This is a genomic window from Pseudoalteromonas tunicata (assembly GCF_002310815.1).
GTDB classification, from domain to species: Bacteria; Pseudomonadota; Gammaproteobacteria; order Enterobacterales; family Alteromonadaceae; genus Pseudoalteromonas; species Pseudoalteromonas tunicata.
The window spans coordinates 1,305,275-1,324,443 of record NZ_CP011032.1; the positions used below are offsets into that span (position 1 = coordinate 1,305,275).

General features: G+C 39.9%; 16 protein-coding genes and 1 tRNA gene. 14 read left to right on the forward strand and 3 right to left on the reverse strand.

The window, feature by feature from the left end; genetic code table 11:
- The first annotated feature begins 81 nt into the window (after positions 1–81).
- The 6 genes from PTUN_RS05995 (at position 82) to PTUN_RS06020 (ending at position 8,163) form a co-directional block, all read left to right on the forward strand.
- Complete coding sequence (locus PTUN_RS05995) at positions 82–1,272, forward strand: trans-sulfuration enzyme family protein (RefSeq protein WP_009838814.1); 1,191 nt, start codon at positions 82–84, stop codon at positions 1,270–1,272.
- Between the two features lie 221 nt (positions 1,273–1,493).
- Positions 1,494–2,291, forward strand: a complete 798-nt coding sequence (phhA, locus tag PTUN_RS06000) for a phenylalanine 4-monooxygenase (RefSeq protein ID WP_009838815.1) — start codon at positions 1,494–1,496, stop codon at positions 2,289–2,291.
- Positions 2,292–2,310: 19 nt separating this feature from the next.
- Positions 2,311–2,649, forward strand: a complete 339-nt coding sequence (locus PTUN_RS06005; RefSeq protein WP_009838816.1) for a 4a-hydroxytetrahydrobiopterin dehydratase — start codon at positions 2,311–2,313, stop codon at positions 2,647–2,649.
- Positions 2,650–2,903: 254 nt separating this feature from the next.
- Positions 2,904–4,973 (forward strand): M13 family metallopeptidase, encoded by a 2,070-nt coding sequence (locus tag PTUN_RS06010; RefSeq protein ID WP_009838817.1) that lies wholly within the window; start codon positions 2,904–2,906, stop codon positions 4,971–4,973.
- Between the two features lie 386 nt (positions 4,974–5,359).
- The gene (locus PTUN_RS06015) at positions 5,360–6,151 is read left to right on the forward strand and encodes a substrate-binding periplasmic protein (protein ID WP_009838819.1); all 792 of its coding nucleotides are present in this window, start codon (positions 5,360–5,362) and stop codon (positions 6,149–6,151) included.
- 65 nt (positions 6,152–6,216) lie between these two features.
- Entirely contained in the window at positions 6,217–8,163 is a 1,947-nt protein-coding gene (locus tag PTUN_RS06020) for a RecQ family ATP-dependent DNA helicase (RefSeq protein WP_009838820.1), read from the forward strand.
- Positions 8,164–8,250: 87 nt separating this feature from the next.
- On the opposite strand, the gene PTUN_RS06025 is transcribed toward PTUN_RS06020, so the two are convergent.
- The 3 genes from PTUN_RS06025 to PTUN_RS22565 form a co-directional block, all read right to left on the reverse strand.
- Complete coding sequence (locus tag PTUN_RS06025; protein WP_009838821.1) at positions 8,251–9,135, reverse strand: DMT family transporter; 885 nt, start codon at positions 9,133–9,135, stop codon at positions 8,251–8,253.
- Positions 9,136–9,290: 155 nt separating this feature from the next.
- Positions 9,291–9,506 carry a delta-class carbonic anhydrase gene (locus tag PTUN_RS06030; protein WP_009838822.1) on the reverse strand — a complete coding sequence of 72 codons (216 nt, stop codon included), beginning with the start codon at positions 9,504–9,506 and terminating at the stop codon, positions 9,291–9,293.
- 55 nt (positions 9,507–9,561) lie between these two features.
- Positions 9,562–9,636 carry a delta-class carbonic anhydrase gene (locus PTUN_RS22565; protein ID WP_369118695.1) on the reverse strand — a complete coding sequence of 25 codons (75 nt, stop codon included), beginning with the start codon at positions 9,634–9,636 and terminating at the stop codon, positions 9,562–9,564.
- Between the two features lie 333 nt (positions 9,637–9,969).
- Here PTUN_RS22565 and PTUN_RS06035 point away from each other — a divergent pair.
- The 8 genes from PTUN_RS06035 to pnp all read left to right on the forward strand — a co-directional run bounded on the left by PTUN_RS06035 (position 9,970) and on the right by pnp (position 19,132).
- Positions 9,970–10,046, forward strand: a tRNA-Met gene (locus PTUN_RS06035).
- Between the two features lie 230 nt (positions 10,047–10,276).
- Complete coding sequence (gene rimP / locus PTUN_RS06040; RefSeq protein ID WP_040643946.1) at positions 10,277–10,732, forward strand: ribosome maturation factor RimP; 456 nt, start codon at positions 10,277–10,279, stop codon at positions 10,730–10,732.
- 39 nt (positions 10,733–10,771) lie between these two features.
- Positions 10,772–12,268, forward strand: a complete 1,497-nt coding sequence (gene nusA, locus PTUN_RS06045; RefSeq protein ID WP_009838824.1) for a transcription termination factor NusA — start codon at positions 10,772–10,774, stop codon at positions 12,266–12,268.
- A 25-nt stretch (positions 12,269–12,293) separates the two neighbouring features.
- Positions 12,294–14,945 carry a translation initiation factor IF-2 gene (infB, locus tag PTUN_RS06050; RefSeq protein WP_009838825.1) on the forward strand — a complete coding sequence of 884 codons (2,652 nt, stop codon included), beginning with the start codon at positions 12,294–12,296 and terminating at the stop codon, positions 14,943–14,945.
- Positions 14,946–15,049: 104 nt separating this feature from the next.
- Positions 15,050–15,448 carry a 30S ribosome-binding factor RbfA gene (rbfA, locus tag PTUN_RS06055; protein WP_009838826.1) on the forward strand — a complete coding sequence of 133 codons (399 nt, stop codon included), beginning with the start codon at positions 15,050–15,052 and terminating at the stop codon, positions 15,446–15,448.
- Positions 15,448–16,413, forward strand: a complete 966-nt coding sequence (gene truB / locus PTUN_RS06060; RefSeq protein ID WP_009838827.1) for a tRNA pseudouridine(55) synthase TruB — start codon at positions 15,448–15,450, stop codon at positions 16,411–16,413. The genes rbfA and truB overlap by 1 nt, the downstream gene beginning before the upstream one ends.
- A gap of 110 nt (positions 16,414–16,523) precedes the next feature.
- The gene (gene rpsO, locus PTUN_RS06065; protein ID WP_009838828.1) at positions 16,524–16,793 is read left to right on the forward strand and encodes a 30S ribosomal protein S15; all 270 of its coding nucleotides are present in this window, start codon (positions 16,524–16,526) and stop codon (positions 16,791–16,793) included.
- A 209-nt stretch (positions 16,794–17,002) separates the two neighbouring features.
- Positions 17,003–19,132: a polyribonucleotide nucleotidyltransferase gene (gene pnp, locus PTUN_RS06070; RefSeq protein ID WP_009838829.1), complete on the forward strand. Its 2,130-nt coding sequence runs from the start codon at positions 17,003–17,005 to the stop codon at positions 19,130–19,132.
- Positions 19,133–19,169 lie beyond the last annotated feature (37 nt).

Genomic DNA, 19,169 nt, shown 5'->3' on the forward strand with positions numbered 1-19,169 from the left:
TTGTAACTATAATAAAGATTAATAAGTTAATTATGTTGCGCTTTGCAAAAACCTGTCGGTCGCTTATTTTTAGGATGTTTTATGAAAACCACTATGCATGAAAATACTCATTGTATTCATGGCGGAAAATCAAGCCATGCCAATGGACCACTGAGCACCCCAATTTATCAATCTTCGACCTTTGTTTTTGAAAGTGCAGAGCAAGGAGCTGCCCGATTTGCCGGTGAGCAAGAGGGATATATTTATTCTCGCTTAGGAAATCCTACTACGCGCGAATTAGAGCAGAAAATGGCCCTGTTAGAGCAAATGGATGATGCAGCGGCCTGCGCCACAGGTATGGGGGCTGTTTCTGCTGCTGTACTAAGCTTTTTGCAGCAAGGTGATCATTTAATTGCTTCAAAAGCGATTTATGGTTGTACCTTTGCTTTTTTTGCTCACATGTTACCAAAGTGGGGAATTGAAGTGAGTTTTGTTGATATGACAGATCCACAAGCCCTTGAAGCCGCTTATAAAGCAAATACAAAAATGGTGTTTGCTGAAACGCCAATCAATCCAAACCTCACGGTATTAGATTTAAAATACATTGGTGACTTTGCGAAAAAACATCAGATTTTATCTGTAATTGATAATACTTTTCTAACACCTTTGCTGCAAAAACCGAAGCAGTTTGGCATTGATATTGTGATCCACAGTGCAACTAAATACCTTAATGGTCATGGCGATGTTGTGGCGGGGATTGTTTGCGCAAACCAAGAGCATATTAATTTAATCAAACTAACAGTACTTAAAGATATTGGTGCAACGATGAGCCCACACGATGCATGGCTTATTATCCGAGGTATGAAAACACTGGCCGTTCGCATGGAGAAACACTGTCAAAATGCACAAAAAGTCGCTGAGTTTTTAGAAGGTCATCCAGAAGTAGAGTGCGTTTATTACCCAGGATTACCTTCTCACCCTGGACATAAATATATCGGCGAGCAGATGAAGGCGGCTGGTGGGGTGATTGGTTTTGAACTCAAAGGCGGTATTAAAGATGGTGTTAACTTTATCAATGCCACTGAGCTTTGTAGTATTGCTGTAAGTCTAGGTGACGCTGAAACGCTCATTCAGCATCCCGCTTCGATGACACATTCTCCTTATACGCCAGAGGAGCGTCAAGCGGCAGGGATCTCTGATGGTTTAATTCGTATCTCGGTTGGACTTGAGTTTGTTGATGATATTATCGCCGATTTGAGTCAGGCATTTAATGTAATGATTAAAAAGCGTTAGTGTTGTATCTTTTTGTTTACTAAAAAGCACCTTGCAGGGTGCTTTTTTATTGTCTGTAATTTATTTGGTACGACATTGTAAACAAATAATTCCAAATTGGTTGTTTTTCGAAATGGTACTGTGATGGCAAAAGCTTAATTAATTTGTCGCTTTTAAATATGATGGAGGAATAGTCAAAAAGGCATTTTGCTTTTTTATGGTCACCTTAAAGGTTCGTTGTAATGGCTAAAGCAAGTAACTACATCTCTAAACAACCTGATGCGTTTGGGCACATTGTTTGGAGCGAAGAAGAAAATAAAATTTGGTCAGAATTAATCAATCGTCAGCTTAAGTGTATTAAAGGTAAAGCCTGTAACGAATACATGACAGGACTTGATAAACTGCAATTACCGCTTGATCGTATTCCACAACTTGAAGAAGTAAGTAAAGTATTGCGTGCAACAACTGGTTGGGAATGCGCAGCTGTACCTGCATTGATTAGTTTCGATAAGTTTTTTGAACTATTGGCTAACAAGCAGTTTCCAGTCGCTACGTTCATTCGCAGCCGTGAAGAATTTGATTATCTGCAAGAGCCTGACATTTTTCACGAAATTTTTGGCCATTGCGCAATGCTAACACATCCTGATTTTGCTGAGTTCACGCACAAATATGGTCAACTAGGTTTAGCGGCTGATAAAAAAGACCGAGTGTTTTTAGCACGTCTTTACTGGTTTACAATTGAGTTTGGTTTAATGCAAACTAAAGACGGTTTGCGTATTTATGGCGGTGGTGTTTTATCAAGCCCAGGTGAAACTCAATACGTATATTCTGATACGCCTAAAATTAAGCCTTTAGAAGTGGTTGATGTACTGCGTACACCCTATCGCATTGATATTATGCAACCGCAGTATTTTACCATTAATGGTATACACGACTTATTTGAAATTTCAAAAATGGATTTAATGGCATTAGTCGAACAAGCTAAAGCGCTTGGCCTACATGCCCCGTTATTTGAACCAAAAGAAAAATTAGCAAGTTAACAAGTACAAAGGACAAATCATGTCAGAATTAAGTTCTCAAAAGTGTGAAGCCTGTCACGTTGATGCACCAAAGGTCTCAGACGATGAATTAGCAGTATTAATCCGTCAAATCCCAGATTGGACGCCTGTAGTACGTGACGGTGTTATGCAATTAGAGCGTATGTATAAATTTAAAAACTTTAAACTGGCGTTAGAATTCACCAATTTGTTAGGCGCAATGGCGGAAGAGGAAGGCCATCACCCAGGTATTTTAACTGAATGGGGTAAGGTAACGGTTACTTGGTGGAGTCACTCAATTAAGGGTCTTCACAAAAATGATTTTATCTGCGCCGCCAAAACGGATGCACTTTTAGCTTAATAACAGCTAATTGAGTTCAGATATTGAAAGCGCCTTAGGCGCTTTTTTATTTTTGGCTGTCCGTCAAAATTGACAGTGCAGTAACTAAATATGTAAACAGATATTTCAAGCCCTAGTTTAACATTGCATCTGTCTTTAGAATGAGACCAGCAAATAGTGGTATTAAGGCCTACTAGGCAGCTATTTGTTTTATAAAAAATATAGCAACAATCCAGCAAGGCTTGGCATTGTTGTAAATTACTATGGGAACGAACATGAAAACGCTTTTATCTACTGCAATATGCTCATCGCTATTGTTACTTGCTGGTTGCGCCAATGAGCCAAGTGCAGAGCAAACAACAACGACAGTTCTAAGTACACAAAAAACCGCTTTGGCTTCAGGGATTGAGCAAGCAAATATGGACTTGTCAGTACGCCCACAAGACAATTTTTATCGCTACATCAATGGCTCTTGGTTAAAAAATACCGAGATCCCAGGCGATAAAACCGCCATTGGTGCATTTTATGATTTACGTGATAAAGCCGATGATGACGTAAAGGCCATTATTGAAGAGCTCGCTGCAGCGAAAAATTTAACGCCGGGCAGTGATGAGCAAAAAGTTGCAGATTTATTTCGCTCTTATATGGATGTCGAAGCCCGTAACAAAGCTGGCATTGCACCTATAGGTTCAGTACTTGATGCCATTGAAGCGTTAGAGAATAAAGATCAATTAGCAGCCTTTTTTGGTAAGTATCAAGCTTTAGGGATCACCAGCCCACTTGCGTTTTATATTAGTGTTGATGCAAAAGATTCTAGCCGTTATGCCACTCATATTTGGCAAAGTGGTTTAGCCTTACCAGATAAAGATTACTATTTTAATGATACCGAACGTTTTGTGAAATTACGTGAGGGTTATTTAGCTCATATCGAAAAAATGTATAAGCTGGCTGGTTTTTCTAATGGAAAAAAAGCGGCTAAAACAGTGCTTGAACTTGAAACGAAACTGGCCGGTTTTCATTGGACACGTGTCCAAACTCGCGATAGTGAAAAGCGTTACAACAAGTTTGCGACAGACGCATTAAATACACTTAGTTCAGAATTTAACTGGAATGCCTATTTAACGGCTTTAGATGCAAATCAGCAAAAAGACATCATTATTAATCAGCCTGATTTTGTGCAAGGATTTGGCCAGATTTTTGCCAAGACTGCGTTGTCAGATTGGAAAACATATTTAACATTCCATACCTTAAGCAGCTACTCAAGCTACTTAACAACAGAATTAGATAATGAAAATTTCGATTTCTTTTCTAAGCAACTAAGCGGCCGTCAAGAGCAACAACCCCTTTGGAAGCGTGGTGTTGCTGTGGTAAATGGTAATTTAGGCGAAGTAATTGGCAAAGTGTATGTGAGTCGTCATTTTACCGCTCAAGCTAAATCTCGTATGAGTACATTGGTTGAAAACCTTCGTCAGTCTTATGGCGATAGTATTGATGAACTAGCGTGGATGTCGGCGGATACTAAAAAAGCGGCGCATGTTAAATTAAATGCCTTTACGCCAAAGATTGGTTACCCTGATCAATGGGAAGATTATTCAGCGCTTGAAATTACAGGCGATGATTTAGTGGCCAATATTCAGCGTTCAGGTGCATTGGGTCATCAAAAAGAGCTTGAGAAATTAGGTGGTCCAATTCGTAAATGGGAATGGGGCATGACACCACAAACAGTGAATGCCTATTACAACCCAACCGTAAATGAAATCGTATTTCCTGCTGCAATTTTACAGCCGCCATTTTTTAACATGGCCGCAGATGATGCTGTGAATTATGGTGGTATTGGTGCGGTAATTGGTCATGAAATGGGCCATGGTTTTGATGACCAAGGTAGCCGTTATGATGCAACGGGTAACTTACGTAACTGGTGGTCAGAGCAAGATTTAGCTGAATTTGCTAAACGTACTCAAGCACTTGTTGAGCAGTATAATGGTTATCAGGTATTTGATGATTTGAGTGTTAATGGTTCTCTGACGCTTGGTGAAAACATTGGTGATTTATCAGGTGTTACTATCGCTTATAAAGCTTACAAAGCCTCACTTAATGGTAAAGAAGCACCTGTGATCGATGGTTTAACTGGCGATCAGCGTTTCTTTATGGGTTATGCACAAATTTGGCGTTCAAAAATTGTTGAGCCATCGCTACGTAACCGTGTTGCAACCGATCCGCATTCACCTGGTGAATTTAGAGCGTTAGGATCATTATCAAATATGCCTGAGTTTTATAAAGCATTTGATTTGAAACCAGGTGATAAAATGTACCTAGCTGAAGATCAACGTGTGAAAATTTGGTAAGATATTCAAGGGTATAAAATTATCTTTGTGAACTTTCAACACCCAGCCTAGCACTGGGTGTTTTTATTTGCACCGCAACCGCTAAGAGCTAGATAGTAAATAAACTCATCACTGGGCAAAACTCTTTTTCTGGCAGCAATGTTGTCGTTACCAGTGTTGGATTAAGTTACAATAGGTTCAATATTGACACGTCAATCCGCCTTATTAGCTTTGAAAATTTTTGGCGAGCGATGAAAAAGTTAACTATGTACTTTTAATTCTATGTGCTGGTGAAGCGCTAATCTTGGATTTAAGTGAAATATTAAATTCACTGGTCGCAAAATTTGAATGATATTTGATTTTTCATCTAAGCTTTTCTAGTAACAAAACGTATGAAGGGATGCTGTTTGGCTATTTATTTTCGCAGTGCACGCATGATTGCAACCTTATTGCTTCTTTTTGGCTGCTTTTTCGTCCACGCTTTAGGGCAAGGCGCTTTAGGCTGCAAAAAAACGTTAAAATTGGGTGTAGGTGAGCCTTGGCCTCCTTTTGTGTTCGGAGGGCCAAATAACTTTAGCGGCATTGATATTGATATTACGCGACTGGTATTTAGTAAACTGAATTATTGTCTCGAGTTTATTAAATTGCCATCTTCTGCACGAGGCTTACAAGAGTTAAAAAAAGGTGAAATTGACTTTTTAAATGCTGCAAGCTTCAACGAGGATCGCGCCACTATTGGGCTGTATTCGATACCTTATCGCTCCGAGGCTATGCGTATTTTTTATCATGTTAAAAATAAGCAAAAGTTTAGGCAGCAAACTTTATATGATTTACTCCATCAAGATTTTATAGGAGTCGTTAATTTAGGCGCTTATTATGGTCCTGAATTTGAGGCTATTGTGGCCGAAAACACATTTTCAAAACAAATTACCAGTGTACCGAGTGTTGAACAAAGAATGAAAATGCTTGAACAACACCATGTTGATTTTGTGATTGAAGATATTATTCCTGGTCGCTATTACATTCAGCAAAAACAAAAGTTTAATATCGAAATGCTCCCAATTGTAGTGCACGATAATCCGATTTATTTCTTGTTTAGTCGTAAAACGATTTCACAAGAACAAGTGAATCAATTAAATCAAGTGATCATGCAGTCACAAGCAGATATTGATGCTGTGGTTGATAATTATATTTTTTGATTCGGGGGGCTGTGGTAGTTTGTTAGCCCTCAACCCCAGCCCTTTACTTTATTGTTCGGTTTTTTATGAAATCCCTCGACTCGCAATTAGCACATTATTTTGGTTTTAATGAATTTCGCCAAGGTCAGTTTGAAACAATAAGCACTTTGCTGGCACAGCGTTCAGCATTAGCAATTTTCCCTACCGGTTCAGGGAAATCACTTTGTTATCAACTTAGCGCATTATTATTACCTCACTTGACCTTAGTGGTTTCCCCATTAATTGCTTTAATGCACGATCAATTACATTTTTTGCAAAGTAAGGGGGTTGCTGCCGCGAGCCTAGATTCAACCCTAAACGCAGATGAAAGTCGTGACGTGATGGCTAAAGTGCAAAAAGGTGAAATCAAAATATTAATGGTCTCGGTCGAACGTTTTAAGAATGAACGATTTCGCCAGTTTTTAGCGGGATTAAAAATCTCAATGCTGGTGGTTGATGAAGCGCACTGTATTTCTGAATGGGGTCATAACTTTCGCCCTGATTACTTGAAACTTCCTCAATATCGCGAGCAATTAGCAATCCCTTTGGTTTTATTATTAACCGCAACGGCAACTAAAAAAGTAAAGCTTGATATGGCAAAGCGTTTTGCGATTGAGCCAACTGATATTATTCAAACTGGGTTTTATCGACAAAATTTAGCGCTAAGTGTATTACCAGTATTAGAATATGCTAAAAACACCGTATTAATCGAACAAATTCGACAACAACGTGGTGCAGGCATTGTGTATGTTACGTTACAAAAAACCGCCATGGAGGTTGCACAATTACTGCAATCGGCCAATGTAAATGCAGTTGCTTATCATGCTGGTTTAGATGATGAAGTTCGAGGTCATATTCTACGCGATTTTATGGCCAATAAAATAGACGTTGTGGTAGCTACTATTGCATTTGGGATGGGGGTAGATAAAGCCAATATTCGGTTTGTGATCCATTATGACTTACCTAAATCAATTGAAAACTATAGCCAAGAAATAGGCCGAGCAGGGCGTGATGGTCAATCAAGTCAATGTATTACGCTTGCTAATTTAGATGGCATTAATGTAGTTGAAAATTTTGTTTATGGCGATACACCAGAGCCAGATAGCATAGCTAAACTAATTGAATTGCTTAAAACCACGACTATTCAAGGAGTTTGGGAGCTACAAGATAATCCATTAGCCAGTGAAACCAATATTCGTCTTTTACCTCTGAAAACGCTTTTGGTTCAGTTAGAATTAAAAGGCGTCATTACAGCAAAATACTCTTATTTTGCTGATTTCAAATATAAGTTACTTGTTGAGAAACAGCAGTTGCTAAATCAGTTTGATCCCGAGCGGCAAGCTTTTCTTGTGATGATTTTAAGTTATACCCAATTTAAAAAAGTGTGGGGAACACTAGACTTTGTTCAGCTACTGAATGAGCCAAATATAGAACGGGAGCGAGTGGTGAATGCTCTTGATTATTTGCATCAACAGCAACTTATTGAACTCGAAACTAAAAAAATAACCCATGTTTATCAGGTTAATCAACAAGCTTTAGCCGATCCAAATTTGGTAAATGAGTTGATTCGTTATTTTAATGAAAAAGAGCAAGCAGAAATTAAGCGCATTGCTGCTTTAGTGCGATTTTTTCAACTCGATAAATGCTTAAGTGCTAACTTAGCGCGTTATTTTGATGATCAGCAAGCGCCAGCACAATGTAATACATGTTCGGTGTGTCTCGGTAGCGTAGCTACTTTGGCTTACTCTTCGCATCCTGAGTTACCCAATGATGACATCCTAATAAGATATTTACATGAGTTAAAACAGCTTTGTAAGAGTAAGGTTAATCAGCCACTTAGTGATAAAAGCTATGCCCGATTTTTAGCCGGGATCACAACACCGTTATTTACCCGCCTTAAAGTGAGGCAACTCGCAGGATTTGCCAGCTGTGAGTCAATCCGATTTGCAGACTTAGTACAAAAAGTTTCAACATTGCAGCTAAATGAATTTTAGCTGCATACCCAACGATTTTGGCTTAGTGTAAATTTAAAACCGTTGTTTGCTAAAATCTCCGTCAGCTATAAACCAGTTATAAGGTGGCTATACAGAGTTGCTCTTTAGCCATTTATCACCAAATTGGTAAATCGCAAGGCCAGTCATAATACAACTCGCTCCTATGATAAGTTTAAGCGTGATGGTTTCGTTATTAAGCCATGCGCCTAAGGTCATCGCAAGTACAGGCGTAAGTAAAGTGATTAAGGCAACAGTACTCGCTGCTAATTTTTGTAAGATATGAAAATAGGCTAAAAAACCAATTAACGAACCAAAAATGCCAAGATAAATAATCGCCCAAATTGATTTTACTTGCCAATGCTCGACGTTCAATTGGCCATCAAATAGCCACCAGGCGAGCAAAAATATAGGAGTTGATACACTTAATGCGCCGACGGTGGTGGCCATTGGATGAATAGTTAGAGAAATGCTTTTTACCATCACCGCACTTAAGCTAAAAAACATCACTGCAGTTAAAATAAGTAATAAACCTATCCAGCTGTCTTGGTGTAATTTAATGTGATCACTACACACAATAGCTAAACCAACAAAACATAGCGCTAATGCAAGTTTTTTAATACCGCTAAATTTGGGTTCTGCAAGAAACTTTTGCGCAAGTAATCCTGAAAAGATAGGTGTCAAGCCAAACATAAGTGACATCATGCCAGAACTGATATAGCGAGCAGCCAAATAGCTTAATAACATCCCCCCAACAATACCTATGCTAGAACTGTAATAAAGTTTTCGCGCTTGTCGATGCCATGGTAGGTTGATTTTAGTTAGTAAAATAATAATTGCCCCTAGAACAAGCGCAATTAACATACGCAATAATACCGCAAGTGTTGGGCTGACAGAGCTACTGCTCCAGACTATGCCTAAAGGTGTGGTTGACCAAATAAGTACGACAGCGAGGTACGCCAATGGCACTGGCATGGGAGCTCCAATTTATTGAACACAAAGGGGGAGATGGATAGTGGCGTTGACACTGTGAGTTGTCAACGGTCAAGATTAAAAATAACCTTGGCTACTTAACCGATTATTGAAGTTAGCGAATGGGAGGATAAAAGGTTAGGGACAATTACACATTTTCAAACCCCATGGGCATGCTCTTTTTTAAATACATTACTTCTATACCAAGTTGCTAATATTGATATCCCCTTTGCGCATGGAGGTCTTACACTCCAGCCGGCTTTTAATGGTAAGTATTGCTGCGCGGAATATTTAGGGCCGCTAGTTGCGCCTAAAAACTTAATCGAAATACCGGCATTGTTAGGATTGAGTTTTACCTGATGAAATCCATTCATTACATTACTTTGGTAACTGAAATCTTATATTGCATTGGAAACCAGCTTTATCACCTTATCTAGCAAAAACACTAAAATATTTGGCTTTATGCCCAGCATTATTGTGAAAATGGATATTACATAAATTCAGTTTATTGTTAGGTGGAGCAAGACTGAAATAACGCTCATTAGTACGTGCCTTGCCGTCGGTATTAGAGGGTCATATCCTTCACTGCTTTCGCTGGCAAGAATTGAAAATGAAACGTTGTTTATAAATAATGTCAGTATCAATACATTTTTTATATTTGAATCCAATCTTGTCGCAGAATAAAAAGAAAAATGATGTGAAATAATACTCAAGCTCAGTTGGGGTTATTGATATCTACGACTGTCTGACGACGACAAGGGCATGGCTTAATTGAATTTAATAACAAGCAAAGGTTGCTTATTAATGGCACTGAAATTATAATCGTTGCAATTCTGACGCGGGATGGAGCAGCCTGGTAGCTCGTCGGGCTCATAACCCGAAGGTCGTCGGTTCAAATCCGGCTCCCGCAACCAGTTACTTTTCAGTAACTTAAAGCGTATTACTCAGTTAATGCGCTTTTGTTTTATGAGTCATTATTGACTTAATTGGTTTAGAATTGAAACCTTTTACCAGGTTCGGCCGTTGGCCACACAGTTATATGTTTTAGGTGTGACGCCCCGCTTGGTACGGGGCGTTTTTGTTTCTAAACCTAACTAAGATTCTAGGGCTATGTGCCCTTTTTTTGTTTGTATGGAGGATTTCTGTGACTAAGCTCGAGCAAGATATTATTGCAATGTTAGAGCCTGCAGTAGAAGCGTTAGGCTTTGAATTACTAGGGCTTGAAGTAGTGCAAGCAGGTCGAGATTCAACATTGCGACTGTATATTGATCATGCAAATGGAATAAATGTTGATAATTGTGCGGATGTGAGTCGTCAAGTTAGCGCTATTCTAGATGTCGAAGATCCAATTACAAATGAATATAACTTGGAAGTTTCTTCTCCTGGTTTGGACCGTCCATTATTCAAACCAGAACACTTTATAAAAGCGCAAGGCGAAGAAATTCGTTTAAGAACAAAGCTTCCGCAAGATGGCCGCCGTAATTTTAAAGGCGACCTAATTTTACTTGATGGTGATATGTTAACGCTAAGAATTGATAACAAAGACGTCATGGTCATGTTAGGCAATGTCGAAAAAGCAAACATTATCGCTAAATTTTAATTCGAGTGCGAAAGGAACAGGGCAAGCGAGGCATTACATATGGCAAAAGAGATATTATTGGTAGCAGAAGCTGTCTCCAATGAGAAAGCGGTTCCAAAAGAAAAAATATTCGAAGCGTTAGAGTTTGCACTAGCAACAGCGACTAAGAAAAAACATGATGGCGACATCGATGTACGCGTTTGTATAGACCGTAAAACCGGTGCATATGATACTTTTCGTCGTTGGCAAATCGTTGAGGATCGCGAAGGCGGTCTTGAAAATCCTTATCGTGAAATTACAATTGAAGCAGCTGTTTACGATGACCCTAATGCTAAATTAGGTGATTTTATTGAAGAGCAAATCGAGTCAATTAAATTTGACCGTATTACGACTCAAACCGCAAAACAAGTGATCGTACAAAAAGTACGTGAAGCTGAGCGTGCATTAATCGTAGAAGCATATCAAGATCAAGAAGGCGAAATGGTCACTGGCGTGGTGAAAAAAGCCAGCCGTGAAGCGATTGTTTTAGATTTAGGTAATAATGCTGAAGCTGTGATTTATCGTGATGATATGTTACCACGCGAAAATTTCCGTCCTGGCGATCGTATTCGCGGTTTATTATATTCAGTTAAACCAGAGGCACGTGGTGCACAATTATTTGTGACTCGTTCTAAGCCTGAAATGTTAATTGAATTATTCCGCATTGAAGTACCGGAAATTGGCGAAGAAATGATTGAGATCCGTGGTGCTGCCCGTGATCCTGGTTCTCGCGCTAAAATCGCAGTAAAATCAAACGACAAGCGTATTGACCCAGTGGGTGCATGCGTTGGTATGCGTGGCGCACGTGTGCAAGCCGTATCAACTGAGCTTGGCGGTGAGCGTATTGATATCGTGCTTTATGATGATAATCCAGCGCAGTTTGTTATCAATGCGATGGCACCTGCTGAAGTTGCATCGATTGTAATGGATGAAGATTCACGTTCGATGGATATCGCTGTTGAATCTGACAATTTAGCACAAGCAATCGGTCGTAATGGTCAAAATGTTCGTTTAGCAAGTCAATTGACTGGCTGGGAATTGAACGTAATGACAGTTGATGACATGAATAAGAAAAATCAAGAAGAGTCAGGTAAAGCAATCAAAGTCTTCACTGAAGGTTTGGATATTGACGAAGATTTCGCGCAATTACTTATTGACGAAGGCTTCTCAACACTTGAAGAAGTGGCTTATGTACCAACTTCTGAGTTTTTAGAAATTGATGGTATTGATGAAGATACAGTTGAAGAGCTTCGTGCACGCGCTAAAGCATCTTTAACAACACAAGCGCTAGCTTCTGAAGAATCGCTAGAAGGTGCTACACCTGCTGCCGATTTACTAGCACTTGAAGGTCTTGAAAGACACTTAGCCTTTGTTTTAGCAAGTAAAGGTGTTGTAACACTTGAAGACCTAGCTGAGCAAGGTATTGACGAGTTAGTTGATATTACAGAACTTTCTTCTGAGAAAGCAGGCGAGCTAATTATGGCCGCACGTAATATTTGCTGGTTTGGCGACGAATAATTTATTGACGGAGGTAACAAATACGATGGCAGATGTAAGCATTGAAAAGCTAGCCAGTGACATAGGTACAACGGTTGATAAATTAGTCCAACAGTTTGCTGAAGCAGGAATAAACAAGTCTGCAAGTTCACAAGTAAGTGAGTCGGAAAAGACCGAATTACTGGATCATTTAAATAAGCAACATGGCGGAGTAGGTACAAATGAACCTGCACGCATGACTTTACAACGCAAAAGCAAAAGCACATTGAGTGTTGGCGGAGCGGGTAAAGGTAAGTCTGTTCAAGTTGAAGTACGTAAAAAACGTACTTATGTAAAGAAAAGTTCATTGGAAGAAGAGCAGCAACTTGAGCAAGCTAAACAAGAAGCGGAGCGTTTAGCAAAAGAAGCTGAACTTAAACACAAGCAACAAGAAGCAGAGCGTCAAGCGAAAGAAGCTGCAGAGCGTCAGGCAAAAGAAGAAGCTGAACGTAAAGCGGCAGAAGCAAAACGCGTTGCCCAAGAGAAAGCAAAGAATAACGTGACTACTCAAAAAGTTGACAAAGAGCGTTCGGCTCAAGATAAACTCGAGGCGGAGCGTTTGAAGCGTGAAGCTGAAGAAGCCACTCGCCAAAAACTTGAATTGGAAGCTAAACGCGTAGCTGAAGAAGCACGTATTTTGGCAGAGCAAAATGAAGGGCGTTGGAAACAAGAAGATGAAGAGCGCAAAAAGCGTGAAGAATCGTCTGACTTCCATTTAACTACATCGACTACAGCACGTGCTGCAGAAGATGAGTCTGACATGAAAGAAGAGAAATTTGCTCGTCGCCGTAAGAAGAAAAAATCGGCGGAAGAGAAAGAGCCACCACGTGTTGGTAAAGGCCGTAAAGGTAAATTAAAGGCTCCACAGTCGTTACAGCATGGTTTCCAAAAACCAACTGCAGAAGTATTACGCGAAGTACGCATCAGTGAAACAATCACAGTTGCAGAGCTTGCTTCTCGTATGGCTGTTAAAGGCGCTGAAGTTGTTAAAACAATGATGAAAATGGGTGACATGGTTACAATTAACCAAGTTATTGACCAAGAAACAGCACAATTAGTTGCTGAAGAAATGGGCCACAAAGTTGTTTTAGTGAAAGAAAATGAACTTGAAGTAAACGTTCTTGCAGATCGTGGTGACGAAGGCAAACAAGAGTCTCGTGCACCAGTAGTAACTGTAATGGGCCACGTTGACCATGGTAAAACATCAACACTTGATTACATTCGTAAAGCGAAAGTAGCGTCAGGTGAAGCGGGTGGTATCACTCAGCACATTGGTGCTTATCATGTTGAAATCGGCAAAGGAATGATTACTTTCCTTGATACTCCAGGTCACGCCGCGTTTACATCAATGCGTGCTCGTGGTGCTAAAGCGACAGATATCGTTGTTCTTGTAGTTGCAGCAGACGATGGTGTAATGCCACAAACAATCGAAGCAATCCAGCATGCAAAAGCTGCTGAAGTGCCATTAATTGTTGCTGTAAACAAAATGGACAAAGAGGGTGCAGACCCAGATCGCGTTAAAAATGAATTATCGCAACACGGTGTTATTTCTGAAGAGTGGGGCGGCGATGTTCAGTTCGTTCACATTTCAGCAAAAACCGGTGAAAACATCGATGAATTACTTAATGCAATCCTAATGCAAGCTGAAGTTTTAGAACTAACAGCTGACCATTCAGGTATGGCATCAGGTGTTGTTATTGAATCTCGTCTTGATAAAGGCCGTGGTCCAGTTGCATCTATCCTTGTTCAATCAGGTACGTTACGTCAAGGCGACATCGTTTTATGTGGTTTTGAATACGGCCGTGTTCGTGCAATGCGCGATGAGAATGGTAAGCCAATTGAATCTGCAGGCCCGTCAATTCCAGTTGAAGTATTAGGCTTGTCAGGCGTACCGTCTGCAGGTGATGAAGCAACTGTAGTTAAAGATGAGCGTAAAGCACGTGAAGTAGCATTATATCGTCAAGGTAAATTCCGTGATGTGAAACTTGCTCGTCAACAGAAATCTAAACTTGAAAACATGTTTGCTAACATGACCGAAGGTGATGTTTCTGAAGTGAACGTGGTACTTAAAGCCGACGTACAAGGTTCTGTAGAAGCAATCAACGATGCATTATTAAAACTTTCTACTGATGAAGTAAAAGTTAAAATCGTTGGTAGCGGTGTTGGTGCTATCACTGAAACTGATGCAACACTTGCTGCTGCATCAAACGCGATTGTAGTTGGCTTTAACGTTCGTGCTGATGCATCTGCACGTAAAGTGATTGACAGCGAAAGCTTAGATTTACGTTACTACAGTGTTATCTATAACTTGATTGACGAAGTTAAGTCTGCGATGTCAGGTATGTTAGCGCCAGAGTTTAAACAGCAAATCATTGGTTTAGCTGAAGTACGTGATGTATTTAAATCACCAAAAATTGGTGCCATTGCAGGTTGTATGGTGACCGAAGGTAACATTAAACGTAATAATCCAATTCGTGTATTACGTGATAACGTGGTTATCTATGAAGGTGAGCTTGAGTCATTACGTCGTTTCAAAGATGATGTACAAGAAGTGCGTAACGGCATGGAATGTGGTATCGGCGTGAAAAACTACAACGATGTTCGAGTGGGCGACCAAATCGAAGTATTCGAAATTATTGAAATTCAACGCACTCTATAACCTGTTGAATCAAAATAATTAATTTTAATGGGGGCTTCAGCCCCCATTAGTGTTTTAACTTGTAAGCCTATTCGGGCTTATGATAACTATTCAAAGTGGTGAAAATGAGAGATTTTTCTCGTACTGATCGCGTAGGCCAGCAAATTCAAAAAGAAATTGCAGTGATCCTACAAAGAGAAATAAAAGATCCTCGTCTAGGAATGGCAACAGTATCTGCTGTTGAGGTTTCAAGAGATTTAGCTTATGCCAAAATATTTGTAACAATCCTTAATACTCAAGACGAAGATAAATCGAATGAGAGCATTGCAATTTTAAATGAAGCTACGGGTTTTATCCGTTCTTTATTAGGCAAGCGTATCCGCGCTCGTATCATGCCTAATTTAAAATTTGTATTAGATCGTTCGTTACTAGAAGGCATGCATATGTCTAATTTAGTAGATAAAGTGATCCGCGAAGACAAGCTCAAACGTGGTCCAGAAGCGAGTCAAGAAGACGAAGAATAATGGCAAAAAAACCAAAAGGCCGTCCACTTGACGGCATTTTTTTACTCGATAAATCAATAGGCCTATCATCGAATAAAGCCTTACAGCAGCTAAAGCACCTATATGGCGCACAAAAAGCTGGGCATACTGGTGCACTCGACCCTTTAGCAACAGGTATGTTGCCAATTTGTTTTGGTGAAGCGACTAAGTTCTCGCAATTTTTACTCGATACCGATAAAACTTATGTGGTTAGAGCGAAATTAGGTGTTAGAACTACTACGTCTGATTCTGACGGCGAAGTGGTATCCGAAAAGCCGGTATTAATTACGCAAACACAACTTGAAAGTGCTGTTGCAGGCTTCCTTGGTACCACTGATCAATATCCATCCATGTATTCGGCTTTAAAATATCAAGGGCAACCTTTATATAAATATGCCCGCGAAGGGATTGAAGTACCAAGAAAGTGCCGAAAAATAACGGTATTTAGCTTAACGCTTGACGAATATGATGACATCAATCAAGAAGTACAACTTACTGCACATGTGAGCAAGGGTACGTATATCCGTACTATTATCGATGATTTGGGTGAAGTTTTAGGCTGTGGTGCTCATGTGATTATGTTACATCGTAGCGCAGTTGGTCATTACCCAGCATCGCAAATGATGTCTCTGGCGGATTTAGAAGCCAAACTGTTGGCGCAAAATTTAGCGGGTACTGAAGCCCATGGCTTTTTAGATACTTTATTGTTGCCAATGGACAGTGCACTTGTTGCATTGCCAGAAGTCATTATTACGACAGAGCAAGAAGTTGCTTTTAAAAATGGCCAAACATCTGACATGGCAAATCTGCCGGAAGGTGTTTTTCGAGTTGTAGTGGCGCCTGATATGCGTTTTATTGGTATTGGTGAGCGCAATGAGCTGGGTCAGTTGAAATCGAAGCGCGGTTTATCGACTCATCAACCTAATGATGATTCGGCCGTAAGCTAACGGTTTTTTCTTGTAGATTGTTTATTTTCTGGTAGAATTCGCCAGCTTAATCGTTTTGGCTGAATTAGTGATCGGCTAAAGCATCTTTTAAATTTATTTTTGGAGTCATTATGTCACTAAGTACTCAACAAAAAGCTGAAATTCTAGCTAAATTCGCACGCGCTGAAGGCGACACTGGTTCACCTGAAGTTCAAGTTGCACTTTTAACTTTCGATATCAACAAGTTACAAGGTCACTTTGCTGATCACAAGCACGATTTCCATTCTCGTCGTGGTCTATTACGCAAAGTTAGCCAACGTCGTAAACTTCTTGATTATTTAAAGCGTAAAGATTTAGCTCGTTACACAAGCTTAATCGCTGAGCTTGGCTTACGTCGCTAAGAAATTGATTATAAAAAAGGGGCTTTTAGCCCCTTTTTTTTATGCTAATCATCGACCATAATGGCGTTGGTACAGTATACTACAGGTCGAAATGGTACCAATTGTAGTAGTCAATTGCTCTTAGCCTTGATTTTAAAGGGAAAAGTACAATTCACTACTGTAATTGGTATTTCGATAAACAAAAGAAAGACATATGAAGGAATAATTCATTGCAAGCTATTATTAAAAAATTCCAATTAGGACAGCACACAGTAACGTTAGAAACGGGCGCTATCGCGCGTCAAGCTGATGCAGCAGTTCTTGCTAGCATCGGTGATACATCAGTATTAATTACTGTTGTAGGTAAAAAAGAAGCAGCACCAGGTCAAGATTTTTTCCCACTAACAGTTAACTATCAAGAGCGTATGTACGCTGCTGGTCGTATCCCTGGTGGTTTCTTAAAGCGTGAAGGCCGTCCAAGCGACGCAGAAACGTTAATCGCACGTTTAATTGACCGTCCAATTCGTCCATTATTTCCAGATGGTTTTGTTAACGAAGTTCAAGTTATTGCGACTGTTGTGTCGTTTAACCCAGAAATCCAACCAGATATCGTTACATTAATCGGTACTTCTGCCGCACTTGCTATTTCAGGTATTCCATTTAATGGTCCAGTAGGTGCATCACGCGTTGGTTATATTAATGGTCAATACGTATTAAACCCATCTGTAAAAGAGCTTGAAGAAAGCCAACTAGACTTAGTTGTTGCTGGTACTGAAAATGCAGTATTAATGGTTGAATCAGAAGCTAATATTCTTTCTGAAGATGTAATGCTTGGTGCCGTTATGTATGGTCATGAGCAAATGCAATCGATCATTACAGCTGTTGCTGAATTCAAAGCTGAAGCTGGCAAACCAACATGGAACTGGTCTGCACCAGAGAAAAATGTTGATTTAGCAACTCAAATTGCAAATATCGCTGAAGCAAAAATCGGTGCTGCTTATCTAATTACAGATAAAGTTGCACGTAAAGATGCATTATCTGCAGCAAAAGCTGAAGTAGTTGAAACGTTAACAGCTCAACTTGCTGAAGGCGAAAGCTTAGATAAAAACGAAGTGGGTGATTTATTTGGTTCACTTGAAAAAACTATCGTTCGTGGCCGTATCATTGCTGGTGAAAAACGTATCGATGGTCGTGAACCAGATATGATCCGCGCGTTAGATGTGATGACGGGTGTATTACCACGTACTCATGGTTCTGCAATTTTTACGCGTGGTGAAACACAAGCATTAGTAACAGCAACACTTGGTACAGAGCGTGATTCACAAATGTTAGATGCGCTTTCTGGGACATCGAACAGCCGTTTTATGTTGCATTACAACTTCCCTCCATTCTGTGTAGGTGAAACAGGTTTTGTAGGCTCACCAAAGCGTCGCGAAATTGGTCACGGTAACTTAGCAAAACGTGGTATCCAAGCGGTTATGCCATCACTAACAGAATTCCCATATTCTATTCGTGTTGTTTCTGAAATCACAGAATCAAACGGTTCATCATCAATGGCGTCAGTATGTGGTACATCACTTGCGCTAATGAATGCGGGTGTGCCTGTTAAAGCATCTGTTGCGGGTATCGCGATGGGTCTTGTAAAAGAAAATGAAAACTTTGTTGTTTTATCAGATATTTTAGGTGATGAAGATCACTTAGGTGATATGGACTTCAAAGTAGCTGGTACTAGCAATGGTATTACAGCATTACAAATGGATATCAAAATCGAAGGTATTACACGTGAGATTATGCAAATTGCTTTAAATCAAGCAAAAGCAGCACGTTTACATATCCTAGGTGTGATGGATCAGGCAATCTCTGCACCACAAGCTGAATTATCAGAGTTTGCTCCACGTATCTACACTATGAATATCCCACCGAAGAAAATTGCAGAAGTTATCGGTAAAGGCGGCGCAACAATCCGTGCTTTAACTGAAGAAACTGGTACTACAATTGAAATCGAAGATGACGGTACAATCAAAATTGCTGCAACAAACGGTGATAGCGCAAAAGCTGCAATCGCACGTATTGAGCAATTAACGGCTGAACTTGAAGTAGGCACTATCTACACAGGTAAAGTGGTACGTTTGGTTGACTTTGGTGCCTTTGTTAACGTATTGCCAGGTAAAGATGGGTTAGTTCACATTTCTCAAATTTGTGAAGAGCGCGTAAATAACGTAGCTGACCACCTTTCAATTGGTCAAGAAGTTAAAGTTAAAGTGGTTGAAGTAGACCGTCAAGGTCGCGTACGCTTAAGCATTAAAGAAGCATCAGCACCAGCAACACCTGCTGCTGTAGAAAGTGAAGAACAAGCATAATTGCTAAAATTCATTTTTGATGAAAATAAGGGGCTGT